The sequence below is a fragment of the Phytobacter sp. genome (assembly GCF_059074235.1).
Map to the genome: position 1 here is coordinate 383,125 of NZ_JCACPZ010000004.1, position 17,158 is coordinate 400,282.

Sequence of the window (17,158 nt, forward strand, 5' to 3'; positions counted from 1 at the left end):
ATTAATGATGGTTAAATTTTTCTTCGTTTCAATCGCGGCAGGCCTTCTGCTGACGGGATGTCAATCTTCAGCGAATCGGATGTCGGAATGTGAAACACAAGGCATCTCCCGCGACATCTGCTATCAGGTTGAACAAGCACGTCAGCAAGGTATTAACGAGCAAGCGATGGCACAAGCGTACCGCAATGCTGCGGCTGTCGATTTGTCAGGGAATAAACACTCGCACCACAGCAAGAGCTAAGCGTCATGAAGATAAATGACAAAAAACTCAACATTGCTCTACTGGCCATGCTCGGTTTGACAGCATATGGCATTACTGTCATCGCAGATGCAGCAGCGCCTGTTCACGACGGCGTCCTCTTCTTCGCGCAGTCTGTTAAAACACGTACTCTGAAGGGATATGGTTTGACGGTGAAGATTACCGGCCAGCAGGTTTATGTTGATGGCAAGCCCGCCGCGCTGGAAGCTAACGAGGATGGTAACCTGACATACAGCCAGGGACTCAACACGTTAATTGTCTACAAATCAGGCAAAGTCGCCCTGGTGCAGTCAGGCCAATTTACAGGCTATCTGAAGTAATAAACACACCTGACCTCTCTTCAAGACCGCCAGCCTGGCGGTCTTCCATATCTCTGTACGTGGATGTTGACGGAAAAGAGTCTTTTTACGGACTAGAGCCACACTGACTGTTAATGCCCTGTTGACTTGTGCTGTGCTAGCATGGCCGAAGTAAACACAACAGGAAAACTATAAAATGGCTCACATCTTCCTCCAGATTACCGGTATTCGCCCGGGCGTTAATACACCAGCCGATCTCAGTACTGTCATTCGTGAAGATAACGACACAACCTTTTCTATCTCACAAACGGTTGTCGACTGGCTCAAAGGAACCTTAGATTTTGCCGCAGGTACCCCACTACCGAAATTGAAAAATTGCTGTTTTGCTCTTGCCGATGGTACTGAGTTCATCGAATTTGACGGGAAAGGTAGGCAGGTGACAGTCAACGAAAGACCTGACTGGTACCCAGAGCCTGGCCGCTTCCTGCGCGAACAGTGGCTCATCAACAACGAGATGTACGATCTCCCCATCGTCACCTTTATAAAAGAGTTCTTAGAGACATTCAGTGACGTAAAGGATCGCCGCACGCATTGCGATCTGCTCTTCGACTTACAACTGGATAAGGTCAAGGTCTACCCGACCCTTGAGGTTAAGCAGCACGCCAGCAAATTAGGCAACAAGAATCGCAAATCCACTGCACCGAAAATCGAAGACCTGCGCTCCTTTGAGCAGTTTCAGCAGTTTATCGATCGTATGGCAACAGCCGTGGCGAAAGACCAGTTCCCAACCATGAACGTGCTGACCGGCTACCCGGACATTGCCAAAGCCCCTGGAGCCCTCAAAGGTTCAGTCCGTACCTGGTTCAAAGCGGTTACGGGCGAGTTGCCACCGAACAACAAAAAAGTGGCAGCGGGTAATGCTGAAATTTTCTGCGCGCCTGTCCGTACCGCCCTGCAAGACGTCAGGGATTACGGCCTGGATGCATATTATCAGGAACTGTCTCAGGCCATTCATCATGCAGGAGATATTGACGTGGCTCGCTTCGTTTTTACGCCAGGACAATAACCACCGTTTGCGCCATTAATTTGTGCTGTTATTGACCACTTGACCGACGAAGCAAGAATTTTCGTTTGCTACACTCAATGGAGATCTCAACGCAACGAAGGACTGATAAATGGAAAGTTCAGAACATGGTACTGCAAAGATCCTGGTGCTTTATTATTCCATGTACGGGCATATCGAAACGATGGCCCATGCGATAGCGGAAGGTGCAAACAAAGTGGATAAGGTGGATGTGGTTATCAAGCGCGTGCCTGAGACCATGTCTCCCGAACTCTTCGCCAAAGCGGGCGGGAAAACACATACAGCGCCCGTTGCCACACCGCAAGAGCTGGCGGACTACGACGCCATTATTTTCGGTACGCCGACCCGTTTCGGTAATATGGCAGGTCAGATGCGAACCTTCCTCGATCAAACCGGTGGGCTTTGGGCCTCCGGTGCTCTCTACGGCAAACTTGCCAGCGTTTTCAGCTCCACCGGGACTGGCGGCGGTCAGGAGCACACGATCTCATCCACATGGACGACCCTTGCCCATCACGGAATGGTGATTGTACCCATTGGCTATGCAGCACAAGAGTTATTCGATGTTTCTCAGGTTCGTGGCGGCACGCCATACGGGGCGACCACTATCGCCGGTGCCGACGGTTCACGCCAGCCGAGTCAGGAAGAGCTGGCGATCGCCCGCTACCAGGGTGAGTACGTCGCAGGACTTGCCGTCAAACTCAAAGGCTAACCTTCCACAGGAGGATAGTAATGCCAACTCAAGAAGCAAAAGCTCACCACGTTGGGGAGTGGGCCAGTTTACGTAACACCTCACCTGAAATTGCAGAGGCCATTTTCGAAGTGGCGAAATATGATGAGGTGATTGCCGAGAAAATTTGGGAAGAAGGTAATGACGAAGTGTTAATGCGCGCCTTCGAGAAAACCGACAAAGACGCGCTGTTCTGGGGTGAACAAACCATCGAGCGTAAGAACGTCTGACCAACTACGCCCCCGCACAGTGCGGGGGCTTTTTTTATTTCGCCGCCGCATTTAACACCGCGTTAAATTTGTCGCGCGGGCAGAAACCATTCTCGTCAATCGGACAGCCTTTCAGGGCAAGCGTCACACGCTGTGCCGGTTTTTTCAGCGTCAACACATCGGCATTGCGCAATTGATCGCTGCTCTGATACACATACTCAATTTTCATCAGTTCACGTTTTGCTACCGGATCGTTCCAGCGCTGAAAGACAATTTTGCCGCCAATCGGTGTGCGCTCGTACTGTTCATGCAACTGGTAAGGGGCAAAATCCAGCGCCGTCAGCAGCGAGGCAATGTTTGAATCATGCCCGACCATCAAGGTAACTTTTGCCGCTTTCGCTGCGTCCGTGACCAGGGTTTTGTCGATGTATTTCACCAGTGGCTTGGCTACATTTTGCGCCACGGCCGGTGAGGTGAAGAGCGAGTCCTGGTAGCTGTTTTTCAGTTTAGACAGAACACGCCACTGCTGGTCAGACTTAATCTCACCCCACGCAACCTTGTCCGACGGGAAGCCCTCGTAGTACTGCAACGTGAATGCATCCACCAGCGAGTTACCCACTTTCAACGGGCCGGATACCCCCGGCTCCTGCTGCACTTTGGCACTGAAAGTATCTTTACCGCTAGCTAAGTCGCAGACCTGCTTCTCTTTGCAGGAAGGTGATTGATCAAACTGAGTGATTTTCTCCAGCAACTGGTAGCTTTCAGCGAGGTCATCTTGCCCACGCTGGGTCTCCATAGCCTTCACCGCTTGTTCACTAAACGCGGCGGAACCCTCGGTGATGACCGGGTTGAAGGTGGGGTCCATGGTGCCCATTTTTTCCTGATGATGGACCGGCACATCACAACCCGGGAAAGCCCCGGTAATGAAGAATTGCGCCGTGGCGACCGTGCGCTGCAAGCTGTTGGCATACGCATAAACCGCGCCGGGTGACGGACATTCGCCGGATGTCACCAGTTTGTTTTCAGCCAGCCACTCACGCATGTAGTGGCCCATGTACACTTCCAGAATGCCGCCCTTTGTCGTCAACTGCCCGCCGGGCACATCCCATTCAGGCCACTGTTTAGCCGTCGATTGCTCCAGCACGCTGCCATTGTTGGCAAGCGGTGCACGCAGATTGTGCCGGCTCATGATCAGCACCTGCTCGAGTTGATATCCCTGAGGTGGGGTTTGTGCCTGCGTACCCGCAGCAAAGGGCAACGTGGCGGCTATCGCGAAAGTCCATAGTGAATGCTTCATCCTGCCTTCCTCATCCTGATGTTGGTGAAAAGAAAGTGTGACACACTGGCGAACATTTGCAGCGAGCCGCTACGCATAAGTGACAGAGCGCACAGTTCACTTCCCTGAATCCCTCAGTGGTTTTATAATTAAACTATTAACCGGAGGATCCCAATGAAACGCACCCGCCTTGAAGCCAGTACCTGCCCCGTTGCCCGCTCTCTGGATATCATTGGCGACTGGTGGTCTTTACTGATCGTGCGTGATGCATTGCGCGGGTTGAAGCGTTTTGGGGAGTTTCAGAAAAGTCTCGGGATTGCCAAAAACATGCTCACCACTCGCTTAAAACTGCTGGTCGATGAAGGCATATTGCAGATGCAACCCGCGTCTGATGGCAGTGCGTGGCAAGAATATGTTTTAACGGAAAAAGGCCGGGCGCTGCAAACCGTGCTGGTTGCTCTCTCCCAATGGGGCAATGAACACCTTTATGCCAGCGATGAGTTGAGTACCGTCCTGGTGGATAGCCAGTCGCGCCGTCCCTTACAACCTCTGCAATTACGGGCTGAAGATGGCCGCATATTACAGTCCACAGAGGTCGTCCCTCGCCTTCCGGTTAAAGATAATTAATTGAATTAATGTCTTTAAACAGTTAATCGCACATTTTGCTGCGTCATTTGGTTGCATTATAAAACCAAATATTTCATGCTTAATTCGGTTTCATTATAAAACCTTTTTTTTAACTTCTCCTGACGCAATGAGGTATGACTATGGCTGCACCACGTTCAACTGCGCTGATTACTGGCGCCTCTTCCGGCATCGGCGCCGTGTATGCTGACAGGCTGGCCGCCCGGGGTTATGACCTCATTCTGGTGGCACGTCGCGCGGAAAAACTACATGCGCTGGCTGAGGCGCTCACACAACGCTATGGCACGGAGGTTACGGTGAAACACCTCCGATCTCAGCCGCTCTGAAGGGATCCAGAGCATCGAGGAGACTCTGCGTTCGAACACAACCATCACGCTGTTGGTGAACAACGCCGGTGCTGCCAGCCTCACCCCAATACTCGCCAGCGATGCCACTGCCCACGAAGCGATTAATACCCTCAACACCACGGCGCTGATGCGCTTAACCCTGGCGGTGTTACCGCGTTTTGTTGAGCAGAACCACGGCAACATTATTAACATTGCGTCCGTTGTGGCTTTCCATGCCCGTGCAGGCAGCGCAGTTTACAGCGCGACCAAAGCCTGGGTGCTCAATTTCACCCGGGGTTTACAGGAAGAGTTTGCCGACACGGGGATCCGCATTCAGGCGGTGCTGCCTGCGGCGACGGCGACGGAGATCTGGGGACATTCAAGCATCACGCTGGATATGCTGCCCGAAGGTTCGGTAATGACCACTGAAGATCTTGTAGATGCCGCGCTGGCAGGATGGGAAAGCGGTGAGCAGGTAACAATCCCCCCGGTAGAAAACCTGCAATTGTGGCAAAACTGGGAGGAAGCGCGGCTGGCGTTGTTCAGTGCATCACGTAACGGTAAACCGGCATCACGTTACGCACTCTGATTCTGATAACGGGTTCGACCCCTGCCGGGCCCGTTTCTCTATTTTCCCCTCGTGGTAAAGTGGCAACGCTCACCTCTTCTCATACCTCTTCACCGAAGGGCTTCCGCTCTTTCGTTACATTTCATAGTAAATAATCCCTCAACGTTATTTCCCTACTAATTCCAGGATTGAAGCCCCTACATAAAAACGATTATCATTATCATCGGAATTATAATGAATTACATTGAAACATATATTTTTACATTCGGAGTGAAAATGGATAGTCGTAAACTGGTCAGGGCGCTGGGATTCTGTACCTTTGCGTTAACAGCCTTCGGCAGCGTGAATGCCTTCGCGGAAGTGAAAACGCTGACTGATGTCATTGGTCGTGAAGTGAAGGTCGACCTGCCTGCAAAACGTGTGGTGCTGGGCTTCTATTTTGAAGATTTTATGGCCGTTGGCACCGAGAAAGCTTTTGACTCAGTAGTCGGTCTGTCACGTGAAGCCTGGGAAGGTTGGGTACCGGCAAACTGGGAAATGTACACCCAACATCGCCCGTCACTGAAAGCCATCCCGGACGTGGGCGAAGTCGAAGCGCAGACCTTCTCGGTCGAAAAAGTCCTCAGCCTGAAACCAGATCTGGTGATTCTGGCGGACTGGCAGTACAAAGCGCTGGGTCAGGACGCGAAACGCATTGAAGACCAGGGCATTCCAGTGGTGGTGGTGGATTACAACGAACAGACCGTTGCCCGTCATACCGCCTCAACACGTCTGCTTGGCACCCTGACCGGCCAGGAAAAACGCGCCAATGAGCTGGCTGATTTTTACGCTAATGCTCTGAAAGAAGTGGCAGAAGGCGTGGCGGCAGCGAAACAGCCAAAACCAAAAGTCTACGTTGAGTTTGGCAACAAAGGGCCTGGCGACTACTCCTTCACCTACGGCAAAAATATGTGGGGTGCGATGATCACCGCGGCCGGTGGCGATAACATCGCCACGCCGTTCGTCGAGTGGTGGGGTCCGATGAATCCGGAGCAGGTACTGGCCTCTAAACCTGATGCCATCTTTATTTCCGGGCGTGAAAACAACAAAACCGCCAGCGCTCTGCCGATGGGCCAGGGTGTGAACGCGGAAGAAGCACGCACAAAACTGGCTGCGTTTACCACCCGCCCGGGTTGGAATGCCTTGCCCGCCATTAAAAACCACCAGTTGTTTGGCCTTTACCAGGGGGCATCCCGTACCCTCTCTGACTTCGCCATGGTGCAATACATTGCTAAAGCGCTTTATCCGCAGCAGTTCAGCAAAATGGATCCCGTCGCAAATTATCTGAACTACTACGAAAAATACCTGCCGGTAAAACCGCAGGGCACCTTCGCGATTTCAGTGAAATAACCCTGCTGTTTTCTTTCACCTAACGGGAGCCCGGTGCTCCCGTTTTTTGGATATTGCTATGACTCTCCCTGTTACTGAGCACCAACAGGCCATTGCTCGTTTTCGTCTGCGCGAACGCCGTCGCTGGCAATGGCTGCTGTTTTTCCTGGTGCTGACCCTTGTCACTTTTGTTCTGGATGTGGCAACCGGTCCTTCCCTGCTCTCACCCGGCGAGGTGGTGCGTTCGCTGCTCAATTATGGCGATCGTGACTCCATGACCGACTCCATCGTGCGTGGTCTGCGTTTGCCCATCGCGTTGATGGCGCTCTCCGTCGGAGCCTCTCTCGGCGCTGGCGGCGCGCAAATGCAGACACTGCTCAACAACCCAATGGCGAGTCCCTATACGCTGGGGATGGCCGCGGCGGCAGGTTTTGGTGCTGCCGCCATGCTGGCCGTGGGAGGAATGGGTCTGAATGACATTATTGCCGTGCCGTTAGGCGCGTTCGTGTTTTCTATGGTTGCCGCCGCTTTCTTGTTTTTCCTTGCCTCCATGCGTCGCACCAATATTGAATCGATTATTCTCGGCGGCATCGCCCTGCTCTTTTTGTTCCAGTCGCTGATCTCACTGATTCAGTTCATTGCCTCTCCGGAACTGTCGCAGCAAATTCTCTTCTGGCTGTTCGGCAGCCTGACCAAAACCACCTGGCCAACGCTCGGCATCACCACTCTGGTGACGCTGGCCTGTTGTGTCCTTCTGTGGCTCGACTCCTGGAAACTGGCTGCGCTCAGGATGGGCGAGATGCGGGCGGCAAGCCTGGGGGTTAACGTTCGCCATCTGCGCATCAAAGTACTGGTAATTGTGGCGGTGATGACCGCGACGGCCACCAGCTTTGTCGGCGTAATTGGCTTTATTGGCCTGGTGGCTCCGCATCTGGCGCGCATCAGCGTGGGCGAAGATCAGCGCTTTTACCTGCCGATGTCGATGCTCAGCGGCGCGCTGATGCTCTCTGCCGCCTCGGTGTTATCAAAATCCATTATTCCCGGCGCACTGTTCCCGGTCGGGATCGTGACGGCCATCGTCGGCGTGCCCTTCCTGCTGTGGTTGATTTTCTCCCCCCGGAGGCGCGCACGATGATTACCCTGGACAACCTCAGTATCGCCCACGGCCCAAAAACCATTATGCAGGGAATCAGTACCACGCTCGCCAGTGGTCAGGTTCATGTGATTATCGGGCCAAACGGCACCGGAAAATCCACCCTGCTGCGCACTCTGTTTGCTGATTTACCGCTGCAGTCCGGGCAGATATCCTGGCAGGGAAAATCCCTGGAACCCGGGCATCATCGCTCCCGTTTTATGCAGCAATGGCGACACGATATCGCCTACATGCCGCAGGATACCGGGCTTGATGTCTCGCTGAGCGTGCTGGAAATTGTGGTGCTGGGCGGACTGGAAGCGCTGACGCTGCACATCGATCCCGCTTTGCTGGAACAGGCGATGAACTGCCTGCAGGCCGCAGGGATAGCGGAACTGGCACACCAGGATATCGGTAGCCTCAGCGGCGGTCAGCGTCAGATGGTGCTGTTCGCCCAGGTGCTGATGCGTAACGCCAGACTGATGTTGCTTGATGAACCGGTCAGTGCACTGGATTTGCACCATCAGATTGCGATGCTGGATCTGGTCCGTGAGCAGACCCACGCGCGCGATCTGGTCACCGTTATCGTGCTTCACGATCTGAATCTGGCCTGCCAGTACGCGGATAATCTGCTGGTATTTTCCCATGGCACGTTGCAGGCGAGCGGTGCACCTCAGGCAACCATTACGCCCGCGTTACTTTCACACACGTACGGTGTGTCGCTGGAGATTGTCTACGATAACGGTGGATTGCCGATGGTGCAGCCACTCAGCCGTCATCATCCCTTGAGAAGAAAGATGCTCGTCAGCTAAAAGGCCTCACCTGACAATGAGCCGTCCTCCGGAACCTGATTCGGAGGACGGCTAAACAGGCCAGTTACCCTGGTGAGGGTAGATATCACTCGCGTCATTACAGAGTCGATATATCCACCACCGTGCCATTAATCTCCAGCAAATTCAGATAAGTATTGATGCCGTGTTTCGCCGAAACGCTATTAATACAGCTATTTTCTGCTGGCAAAAACGTCTTTAAATACGGGAAGAGCAGAAAATACAGTCGGCCAACCTGACGTAAAGGCCAGTTGCGTCAGAATTTCAGATGCCTGCTCTTTCGTCAGCCCATTATCCATTGCGCGATTGAGATGATAAGGTACCTGAGCCACCTGGCCTGCGGTGACCAACGCACTCACGGTGATCAGACTTCGGTCTCTGGGAGCCAGTCCAGGACGAAGCCACAGGTCGCGAAATAATGCCTCCGTGGTGAATTTCACAGCACCCGCCGACACATCACCAAAGTTAGCCTCAACCATCGTCGCGCGGCGTTGTTCCGCCTCTTCATCGAGGGCCAGTAAGGTCACATTTGCTGCGGGGAGTTCCACCGTAGCAATATGGCGTTGTGTGAATTCACGTTGTACGACGACTGCCGCCGCAGAAGCATTAGGCCAGCCAGCATAAAACGCCAGGTGAGTTACCGTTTCTGAGATCTCTGCGGGCGTAACGCCATTGTCGAGGGCAACGTAAATATAGCCCGGCAGAAGCGTTTCATCGTTGCGGGTAATCAGCGAAGCAACGGTAACAAGGCTCCTGTCACGGCGCGATAAGCCTGGACGATTCCAGAGATCGTGCTCAATGAATCGCTCGGCATAGGCCGCCATCGCGGGGGCGACTTCACGTACGGCGCTCTGCACCGAAAGCGTGTTGGTCATGGTCATTTTTCTCCTGAGGGAATCATTACTGTTCATACAGCCTGCCAGAAAGAAAACGGAGGCCATCAGTGGTAGCGTTCTCTTTTTCATTGCACCTGCCCTGTATTGCACTGTTCAGTTTTAACAGAGGGTGCAAACTTATTTAATAGTCAATTCCGGGAAAGAATAATGAGGAAAACTCATTAATAAGTAGCTGATGTATTAGTTACTTAATCTCTTCGTGGCAGAAAGTTGGATTCTGTTATTCTAAGGAATAATACTATTGGCTGGTTAAAAGGAGTCGACGTGTGGCGCGGGAAAATCTTAATGATCTGACTTATTTTGTGATTGTTGCGCGAGAGAAAAGCTTTACTCGTGCCGCAGCGCAATTAGGCGTTTCGCAATCGGCACTCAGCCATAGTCTTCGCGCACTGGAAGCGCGTCTGGATATGAAACTGCTAACACGGACTACCCGCAGCGTTTCTTTGACCGATCCAGGCGAGACATTACTTGAAAATCTTGGTCCGTTCATCGACGGTATTCAGGATAAATTGCAGGCAGTTAAAGATCAGAATAACCACCCTTCCGGCACCATTCGAATTTCCACATCCGATTACGCGATTAATACGGTGATCTGGCCAAAAGTCGAAAAATTTCTGGTCGATTACCCGGACATCCAATTAGAACTCATTGATGATTATACACTGACGGATATTGTCTCTGGTCGCTTCGATGCAGGCACTCGTTTTGGAGAACAAATCACTAATGGAATGGTATCCGTTCGTATTGGCCCGGATGTCCAGTTCGCTGTAGTGGGATCCCCTGCTTATTTTTCAGCACATGAGCCACCGCAGCATCCGGGCGATCTTACAAAGCACAATTGTATTAATCTGCGCTTCCCTACCCACGGGAACCTTTACGTCTGGGAATTTGAAAAAGACGGCAAGAGCATGAATGTCAAAGTAGAAGGACAATTGGTTTTTAGCCGGATCTATCAGAATCTTGATGCCGCGCTAAAAGGCTATGGTTTAGCTTATGTTCCGCGGGATATCGCCCAACAGCATATTCAAAGCGGCAAGCTCATCAGCGTTCTTGATGACTGGTGCCCGTTCTGGGATGGCTATTATCTGTATTATCCTGAGCGCCGCCATTTATCGAAAGCATTCTCTCTGTTGCTCGACGCACTGCGCTACTATAAGTAAGTCAGCCCGGCCGGCCGGCCGAATAAATATCTGCGACGCGGGGGAGACATCACCCGTTATTATTTCCTGACAAGGTCTTACTCTGCCCTACGCACAGCAACAAACAAAATGTCATCAATACAGCGGCACATATCATTAATAATGCCCAGCCTCCCGAGTTCCACAACGTTCCGGCCAACGCGGAGCCCAGCGCACCACCAATAAAATTACAGGTCACATAAGCGGTATTGAGTCGACTGCGATTTTCAGCACTGAGTGAAAGCAAGCGCGTCTGATTAAGCACGCCCAGTGTCTGAATCGCAATATCCAGCAGTAATACGGACGCCAGAATAACCCCAATGTGGCTTGCACCGACATACGCTATGCCCAACGCCACGATCGTCAGCGCAATGGCAACGCCACTACCGGCAACCGAGTAGCCATTATCATGTAACCACCCTGCCCGCCGGGCAATGATCGCCCCTGCCAGGCCTACCAGCCCGACCAGGCCAATCTGGCTAAGCGAATATGAATACGGTGAAGAACTGAGCAGAAACGTCAGCCCGGTCCAGAAGAGGGTAAAAACGGCGAACGCGGAAAAACCGAGCAGTAATGTCACCTGCAACGTCCGGTGTTGCCGGATGAGTACAAAAATAGATGACAATAATGAAAGCCAGGACACCTTCGGTCGTGGCTCATCATCGGGTATATTCCGACTCAAAATGAAAGCCAGTGCAGCAGTGATCACAGCAGCACACAGGTAGATGGCGCGCCAGCCGAACCATTCCCCCAGAAAACCGCTAATTGTACGCGACAACAAAATCCCGATAAGCATGCCGGAGACTATTGTCCCGACAATTTTCCCGCGCTGATCCTGGCTGGCAAGGCTACTGGCTAACGGCGTGATAAGTTGCCCTGCAACCGTTGTTACGCCAACCAGGGCAAGCGACAACAACAACAGGATAAAATCAGACGCAACGGCACTGGCTGCCAGCGCGAGAGCAGACAGGAACATCAATCGGGGAATAAGCTTGCGGCGATTCAGGGCATCCCCAAGCGGAACAATAAAAAGGATCCCCAGCGCATAGCCGATCTGCGTACTGGTGATAAGAGCACTGGCGGTGCCTGTTGAAAGGTTAAATGCCGTGGCAATCACCGCCAGTAAGGGCTGCGCCCAGTACAAATTCCCTACCGCAATACCACTGGAAACGGCAAGTAGCATGACAAGAAAAGGCGTTAATTTTTCGCCTGCAGATACCGACATCTCACTGTTCCTCTGCGTAAAAGTGAAGCCTAACGAAAGGTATCCGTCATTTCTATGCCCGGGTTTTGATGATTAATATGAAGGGAATTCATTAATAAGGTCTGACTCACTCGGACACTGCCCGTTCCGTTAACAGCCCGGTGCTTTTCTTGCACCGGGGGAGGTAAAAGGGCAAGAGAGGTTAAAACGTGGTCCAGCCTTCCTCAGTGCTTGTGCTCACCCGGATATCAGATTCGGGTTTTGGCCTGGTACCATTCGATTTGACCACGGACGCTTTCACGCTGGTGCTCGCAGCATCTTTATCCAGACGGAACGTCGCTACCAGTTCCTCCAGCACACGCGCCTGCTCTTCCAGCGAACCTGCAGCGGTTGAAGATTCGCTCACCAGAGAGGCATTTTGTTGGGTGGTGCTGTCCAGCTCACTGACCGCCCGCGCTATCTGAGCAATTCCCCTGCTCTGCTCTTCAGACGCGGAGGAGATTTCCCCCATGATGTCATTGACGCGGGTAACAGACTGCACCACGTGATCGATAGTTTCCCCCGCTTTTGCCACCAGTTCACTGCCGACGCTGATGCGTGACACGGATTCACTGATTAACTGTTCGATATCTTTCGCCGCCTGCGAGCTACGCTGGGAAAGGTTGCGTACTTCACTGGCCACCACCGCAAAGCCGCGCCCCTGTTCCCCTGCGCGTGCTGCTTCCACTGCGGCGTTGAGCGCCAGAATATTGGTCTGGAAGGCAATGCTGTTAATCACCGCCGTAATATCGGCAATTTTGGTCGAGCTACTATGAATATCGCCCATTGTTGAAATGACATCGCGCATTACGCTGCCCCCTTCACTGGCGGTCTTCGATGCCTGAGCGGCGAGACTACTGGCATTACGCGCATTGTCGGCGTTGTTTTTCACCGTTGCGGTTAACTCTTCCATACTGGCAGCCGTTTCCACCACCGCCGCCGCCTGCTGCTCGGTACGGGATGAAAGGTCGGTATTACCTGATGCAATTTCAGACGCGGCGCGGGAAACCTGCGTCACACTGCTGCGCACTTCGTAGATGATGTCGCGTAATGTGTCATTCATTCGCCCCATCGCCCCGGTCAGTTGCCCCAGTTCATCGTGACTCCCGGCAATAATTCTGGAACTCAGATCGCCTGCTGCAATACGTTCCGCCAGCGCCAGATTGTGCACGATAGGCCGTGTGATCTGTCGAATGACCCACCACGAAACCAGTAAGCCGATCAGAATGGCAACCACCCCGATCAATGCCGCGAGGGTACTGGAGCTGTAGGCCAGATCGTCGTTTTTGGCTTTTACCAGTTTGACGATGGGCACAATCGAGCTGCTGCTGTTATCGCCGGCCTCTTTGACCTGACTTTCCGCTGTTTTTAGCGTCTGAGTGGCGGCGAAATATTTCAGACTTTGCGCCTGGAAGGTGGTGGTTTCATCCCAGAGAGATTGCAGCGCAGGCTGAGCACTGGAAGGGAGACGGGAAATCAGCGCGAGCACATTACTTTTCGTCTGATCAACGCGAGCAGTGAGCGCGTCCTGTGCTTCTTTCGTTGGGCTATAACGTAAAACCAATGCCGCATCGCGCACCCGGTTTATCGCCATCAGTTGTTCGGCGACCTGCGCCAGCAACGGGTCATCTTCGGCAGACTGGTGAATCAGCGCCACATAGCGTGCAGAGAGATCGTCAGCAGCCAGTTTATCTACGGACTCACGCACCCCGCTCAGTTCGCCCGCCGCCTTCTGCATCACGCTGATATTATTTTGAAAATCGTTGAGGTAGCCCGCGATGGTGCTGATCAGCCCCTTTTCCTGCGTATTCCAGGACATATTCCCGGCATCGGTTGCCAGTTCAGCGGCATTTCGGACGAGATAGGCCATATCTTTTCCGGCCTGATCGTCACCGTTAAGGAACTTAACGCGGGCAATTTTCGCCTGGTAAATTCGAGTGTTGATATTATAAATCAAGTTCGTTTTTTCATAGACATCACGAATTTCTTTAAACCGCAGCACGCTCAGAATAGTTGCGAAAGCGACTAAAAATAACACCACCCCAAATCCAACTGACAGCTTCCTACTAATTTTTATATTACTCAATCGTTGATTCAAAGACATCCCAGACTCCTTGTTGATAACGCCAACGTTAGCGCCAGACTGCGCATGAAATATATATCGGCATGGATAATAAGGAATTAATAGTTAAATATTGCTTATGAATTAAACAATGTCATTTATACCAACCATTGTGAAATCAGATAAAAATATAAGAGCCAAATTTCAATAATTTACCTTTAACCAACTGATTGTATTTATTTTATAAAAACACAAAAGCGACCACCTGCTGAGGTAGTCAGGCATAAAGAGTAAAGAAAATAAATGTAGAAGTGTGACAAGGCGAACACTTAAATATTAACAAAAGGACAAATTCGGGGGGTGGGGTGATATTTTTATATTGATTATTTAAATCAATATAAAACACAAGGGAGATGTGCTGGCGAGTATATTTCACGCCAGCAACAGATAGTTTTATTTTATTTGGCAGATAATGTTACTGAGGGTTGCTCTAATTCCGGACCGACATATCGACCGCGAGGACGAATGACCTTTCCGGTGTTAATTTGCTCCATCGCATGAGCCAGCAAACCGACACTTCGGGCGATAGAAAACAAGGCAAAAGCCGCATCACCCAAAAGGCGATAACGGGTCACTAACGCCGCCAGAACCACATCGATATTTGGCAAGAGACCGGTCAGCGTGATCACTTTTTCAATAAACTTCGCAATCTCCTCCGGTGGCTCAAACGTGGCAAGCAAAGCGACTGCGCGAGGATCACCATCCGGATAAAGGTGATGGCCAAACCCAGGGATCGGGATAGCAGAAGCGAGATAACGGTTGACTACCTGATCGGCATTTGAGCGCTCCACCTCATCAAACAATGCTTTGACACGCGGGGTGGCATCGCCATGCAGCGGCCCGGTGAAAGTGGCCAATCCGGTCAGCAGGCACGCCGGTAAGGATGCACCATTTGACGCGGCGATCCTGGCGGCAAAGGCCGAACTGGTTAATTCATGATCGGCTAGCAGCACCATCGCCCGGCGCAAAATATCCGCCACATCATCGTTGACTCCCCACCCCAGGGCGAGACGCTGGTGAATAAGCATTTCGGAATGATTTTCTGCACCGAAGGTAGAGGCCAGGTGACCAACCAGCGTCGCCGCTTCAGCATGCAAAACTTTGAGGGTTCGGGCATGTGTTGAATGGCCCGAGGCCGTTGCCGTGGCAAGCGCAACAAACGCATGGGACCGCTCCGGCGGCGACGGCGGGTAATTCCGGCTGGGGACAGAAAAGCCAACGAGCGTTTCCGCGTTCCACAGCAGACGTGCGGTGTCTTCGAGCGTTGCGTGCTCTGAAAACGTAATCACATCCTTCCCACGGTAATATAAATGGCCTTTAGCAAAGGTTGAAATGGCCGTGGGAATGCTCGGCTCAGTGCCAAACAGCGTGTTGACGGCAAGCGTCTCGCGCTTTCGTCCCTGCTGTTTTTTCTGCTTCAGGTTCTGAATATTCTCCGCACTGTACAGACTACACCGCGTGTTCTGCGGATCCGGGTGCGATGCAATCAATCCACGACTGACGTACGCATAGATAGTCTGAGCACGAACACCAAGAAATTCCTGAACTTCATCCAGCGTGAGCCAGGGTGCCAGCTTCGTCTTTGGTTGCATGATTAGCCTGTATACCTGTCAAATGAGATTGATGGCGTTAATCTTATTCAGCCACTCATCACCATTTTTCGCAACGAAGTCATGCTCGATTGGCGGCCTCATCACATTACGGAACGGTTCAGGATCAACCTCATTAACCTGTAATCCCGCATGCTTCATCTCGGCGAGGAAAGTGGCTTCGTTTTCATTAGAGAACTGGCGCGTTGCCACGGCTCCCGCATAGGACGCTTTGAGCACTATCTCTTGCTCTGCCGCATTCAAAGCGTTGAAGACGTCACGGTTGATAACCTGTATCAACGGCCCGTACATATGGCGCGTCAATGAAAGATACGTCTGCACTTCAAAGAACTTGCGCGCATAGATAACTGAAATGGGGTGTTCCTGACTGTTGATTTTACCTTCCTGAATAGCCGCATAGATAACGCCAGATGGCAGCGGCGTGGTTTCAAGACCCGCCTGTTGCCATAAGGTTTCATGGACCTGGTTACCCGGCATGGTGCGAATCTTCAACCCTTTAAGGTCATCAGGATGGTGGATGGGTTTAACGTTGTTGGTGAATGAGCGGATACCATTTTCCCAAAAACTCAGCCCCTTCATCCCTTTGCTGTCCAGTACATCAAGCATTTCGCGGCCGAATTCACTGTCCATAACCCGATAGGCTTGCTCTACATTTTCAAAGAGGTAGGGGATATCAAACACGTTAATTCGACTATCAAGGGCGGCGAAATACCCTGCCCCGCCCAGAAAAATATCGAGTTCACCTTGCTGGACCATCGCGACCATCTGCGGGCCGTTGCCAAGCTGAGCGGCAGGATAAAGCTCAAACTCAAAATGCCCCTTCGATAATTGGGCAGCAACCCGCACCATTTCCTGGATACCTACGCCCTGGGAACTCGTCATCGAGCCCTCAAACCCAATTCTGAACTGGCGCTTTTCGCTGCTGCCTGCGGACACTCTCGCGACGCTCGCGTCGGATGAAAATACCATTTCTGTACCCTCCTGCGTGTCATTGCCTGTTCGTAAGTGCAACAACACCCGTGGTGACGACAATTCCACGTCCATGTATTCAAGTCAGGGCGTGCATGTGAGATGAATCAAACGGGAAAACTCTACGTTTCTCGTTTTTTTCAATCAAGATTGATTAATTAAATCAACTGATAGCCAGATCGCAAAAATGCCGTTCAGAATTCAGACGTGTAATTTGGCTAGTGAGACATGCGTCAAATTTGCCATCCACGCGAATATTCAGCTTTTTCGACTACCTTTTGACCAACTCTGTCAACTAACAATGTCGATCTATCGCTACCACGTCACACTCCCACACAGACAATGCGCATATTAATATTGATTTTTTTAATCAAGATTGATCCCACGAATGCGTTATTTTACCGTCAGCCCATCAAT

The 17,158-nt window shown here is 51.9% G+C and carries 16 protein-coding genes and 1 pseudogene; 11 read left to right on the top strand and 6 right to left on the bottom strand.

From position 1 onward, the window contains the following. Positions 1–4: 4 nt before the first annotated feature. The 5 genes from AC5JPW_RS05900 to AC5JPW_RS05920 all read left to right on the top strand — a co-directional run bounded on the left by AC5JPW_RS05900 (position 5) and on the right by AC5JPW_RS05920 (position 2,599). Positions 5–241: a hypothetical protein gene (locus AC5JPW_RS05900; protein ID WP_494238847.1), complete on the top strand. Its 237-nt coding sequence runs from the start codon at positions 5–7 to the stop codon at positions 239–241. Positions 242–246: 5 nt separating this feature from the next. Further along, on the top strand, positions 247–579 hold the full coding sequence (locus AC5JPW_RS05905; protein ID WP_494238849.1) for a hypothetical protein: 333 nt from the start codon (positions 247–249) through the stop codon (positions 577–579). 175 nt (positions 580–754) lie between these two features. After that, positions 755–1,624: a hypothetical protein gene (locus AC5JPW_RS05910; RefSeq protein ID WP_494238850.1), complete on the top strand. Its 870-nt coding sequence runs from the start codon at positions 755–757 to the stop codon at positions 1,622–1,624. A gap of 109 nt (positions 1,625–1,733) precedes the next feature. Next, positions 1,734–2,351 (top strand): NAD(P)H:quinone oxidoreductase, encoded by a 618-nt coding sequence (wrbA, locus tag AC5JPW_RS05915; protein WP_494238852.1) that lies wholly within the window; start codon positions 1,734–1,736, stop codon positions 2,349–2,351. 20 nt (positions 2,352–2,371) lie between these two features. Continuing rightward, on the top strand, positions 2,372–2,599 hold the full coding sequence (locus AC5JPW_RS05920) for a YccJ family protein (protein ID WP_494238853.1): 228 nt from the start codon (positions 2,372–2,374) through the stop codon (positions 2,597–2,599). Between the two features lie 34 nt (positions 2,600–2,633). Here the strand turns inward: AC5JPW_RS05920 and agp are convergent, their stop codons facing one another. Continuing rightward, positions 2,634–3,875: a bifunctional glucose-1-phosphatase/inositol phosphatase gene (agp, locus tag AC5JPW_RS05925; protein WP_494238854.1), complete on the bottom strand. Its 1,242-nt coding sequence runs from the start codon at positions 3,873–3,875 to the stop codon at positions 2,634–2,636. A gap of 153 nt (positions 3,876–4,028) precedes the next feature. Here agp and AC5JPW_RS05930 point away from each other — a divergent pair, with 153 nt between their 5' ends. The 5 genes and pseudogenes from AC5JPW_RS05930 (at position 4,029) to AC5JPW_RS05950 (ending at position 8,705) form a co-directional block, all read left to right on the top strand. After that, a complete protein-coding gene (locus AC5JPW_RS05930; protein WP_494238856.1) occupies positions 4,029–4,481 on the top strand; it encodes a winged helix-turn-helix transcriptional regulator in 453 nt (150 codons plus the stop codon). A gap of 140 nt (positions 4,482–4,621) precedes the next feature. Continuing rightward, positions 4,622–5,414: pseudogene (locus AC5JPW_RS05935) on the top strand (SDR family NAD(P)-dependent oxidoreductase). 255 nt (positions 5,415–5,669) lie between these two features. Continuing rightward, the gene (locus AC5JPW_RS05940; protein WP_494238857.1) at positions 5,670–6,782 is read left to right on the top strand and encodes an ABC transporter substrate-binding protein; all 1,113 of its coding nucleotides are present in this window, start codon (positions 5,670–5,672) and stop codon (positions 6,780–6,782) included. Positions 6,783–6,840: 58 nt separating this feature from the next. Then, on the top strand, positions 6,841–7,896 hold the full coding sequence (locus tag AC5JPW_RS05945) for a FecCD family ABC transporter permease (protein WP_494238859.1): 1,056 nt from the start codon (positions 6,841–6,843) through the stop codon (positions 7,894–7,896). Then, the gene (locus AC5JPW_RS05950; protein WP_494238861.1) at positions 7,893–8,705 is read left to right on the top strand and encodes an ABC transporter ATP-binding protein; all 813 of its coding nucleotides are present in this window, start codon (positions 7,893–7,895) and stop codon (positions 8,703–8,705) included. The genes AC5JPW_RS05945 and AC5JPW_RS05950 overlap by 4 nt, the downstream gene beginning before the upstream one ends. A gap of 191 nt (positions 8,706–8,896) precedes the next feature. On the opposite strand, the gene AC5JPW_RS05955 is transcribed toward AC5JPW_RS05950, so the two are convergent. Then, complete coding sequence (locus tag AC5JPW_RS05955; RefSeq protein WP_494238862.1) at positions 8,897–9,688, bottom strand: carboxymuconolactone decarboxylase family protein; 792 nt, start codon at positions 9,686–9,688, stop codon at positions 8,897–8,899. 197 nt (positions 9,689–9,885) lie between these two features. On the opposite strand from AC5JPW_RS05955, the gene AC5JPW_RS05960 reads away from it, so the two are divergent. Beyond that, positions 9,886–10,779: a LysR family transcriptional regulator gene (locus AC5JPW_RS05960; RefSeq protein WP_494238863.1), complete on the top strand. Its 894-nt coding sequence runs from the start codon at positions 9,886–9,888 to the stop codon at positions 10,777–10,779. 49 nt (positions 10,780–10,828) lie between these two features. Here the strand turns inward: AC5JPW_RS05960 and AC5JPW_RS05965 are convergent, their stop codons facing one another. The 4 genes from AC5JPW_RS05965 to AC5JPW_RS05980 form a co-directional block, all read right to left on the bottom strand. Further along, positions 10,829–12,022 carry an MFS transporter gene (locus tag AC5JPW_RS05965; protein WP_494238865.1) on the bottom strand — a complete coding sequence of 398 codons (1,194 nt, stop codon included), beginning with the start codon at positions 12,020–12,022 and terminating at the stop codon, positions 10,829–10,831. Positions 12,023–12,203: 181 nt separating this feature from the next. Further along, entirely contained in the window at positions 12,204–14,144 is a 1,941-nt protein-coding gene (locus AC5JPW_RS05970) for a methyl-accepting chemotaxis protein (RefSeq protein WP_494238867.1), read from the bottom strand. 416 nt (positions 14,145–14,560) lie between these two features. Further along, a complete protein-coding gene (locus AC5JPW_RS05975; RefSeq protein ID WP_494238869.1) occupies positions 14,561–15,754 on the bottom strand; it encodes a citrate synthase family protein in 1,194 nt (397 codons plus the stop codon). Positions 15,755–15,772: 18 nt separating this feature from the next. Further along, positions 15,773–16,741 carry a DctP family TRAP transporter solute-binding subunit gene (locus tag AC5JPW_RS05980; protein ID WP_494238870.1) on the bottom strand — a complete coding sequence of 323 codons (969 nt, stop codon included), beginning with the start codon at positions 16,739–16,741 and terminating at the stop codon, positions 15,773–15,775. Positions 16,742–17,158: the final 417 nt, after the last annotated feature.

Bases quoted from the DNA above. Each gene is read 5' to 3' on its own strand.
- AC5JPW_RS05900 (WP_494238847.1), top strand. From the start codon at position 5: ATGATGGTTAAATTTTTCTTCGTTTCAATCGCGGCAGGCCTTCTGCTG.
- AC5JPW_RS05905 (WP_494238849.1), top strand. From the start codon at position 247: ATGAAGATAAATGACAAAAAACTCAACATTGCTCTACTGGCCATGCTC.
- AC5JPW_RS05910 (WP_494238850.1), top strand. From the start codon at position 755: ATGGCTCACATCTTCCTCCAGATTACCGGTATTCGCCCGGGCGTTAAT.
- wrbA (WP_494238852.1), top strand. From the start codon at position 1,734: ATGGAAAGTTCAGAACATGGTACTGCAAAGATCCTGGTGCTTTATTAT.
- AC5JPW_RS05920 (WP_494238853.1), top strand. From the start codon at position 2,372: ATGCCAACTCAAGAAGCAAAAGCTCACCACGTTGGGGAGTGGGCCAGT.
- agp (WP_494238854.1), bottom strand. From the start codon at position 3,875: ATGAAGCATTCACTATGGACTTTCGCGATAGCCGCCACGTTGCCCTTT.
- AC5JPW_RS05930 (WP_494238856.1), top strand. From the start codon at position 4,029: ATGAAACGCACCCGCCTTGAAGCCAGTACCTGCCCCGTTGCCCGCTCT.
- AC5JPW_RS05940 (WP_494238857.1), top strand. From the start codon at position 5,670: ATGGATAGTCGTAAACTGGTCAGGGCGCTGGGATTCTGTACCTTTGCG.
- AC5JPW_RS05945 (WP_494238859.1), top strand. From the start codon at position 6,841: ATGACTCTCCCTGTTACTGAGCACCAACAGGCCATTGCTCGTTTTCGT.
- AC5JPW_RS05950 (WP_494238861.1), top strand. From the start codon at position 7,893: ATGATTACCCTGGACAACCTCAGTATCGCCCACGGCCCAAAAACCATT.
- AC5JPW_RS05955 (WP_494238862.1), bottom strand. From the start codon at position 9,688: ATGAAAAAGAGAACGCTACCACTGATGGCCTCCGTTTTCTTTCTGGCA.
- AC5JPW_RS05965 (WP_494238865.1), bottom strand. From the start codon at position 12,022: ATGTCGGTATCTGCAGGCGAAAAATTAACGCCTTTTCTTGTCATGCTA.
- AC5JPW_RS05970 (WP_494238867.1), bottom strand. From the start codon at position 14,144: ATGTCTTTGAATCAACGATTGAGTAATATAAAAATTAGTAGGAAGCTG.
- AC5JPW_RS05975 (WP_494238869.1), bottom strand. From the start codon at position 15,754: ATGCAACCAAAGACGAAGCTGGCACCCTGGCTCACGCTGGATGAAGTT.
- AC5JPW_RS05980 (WP_494238870.1), bottom strand. From the start codon at position 16,741: ATGGTATTTTCATCCGACGCGAGCGTCGCGAGAGTGTCCGCAGGCAGC.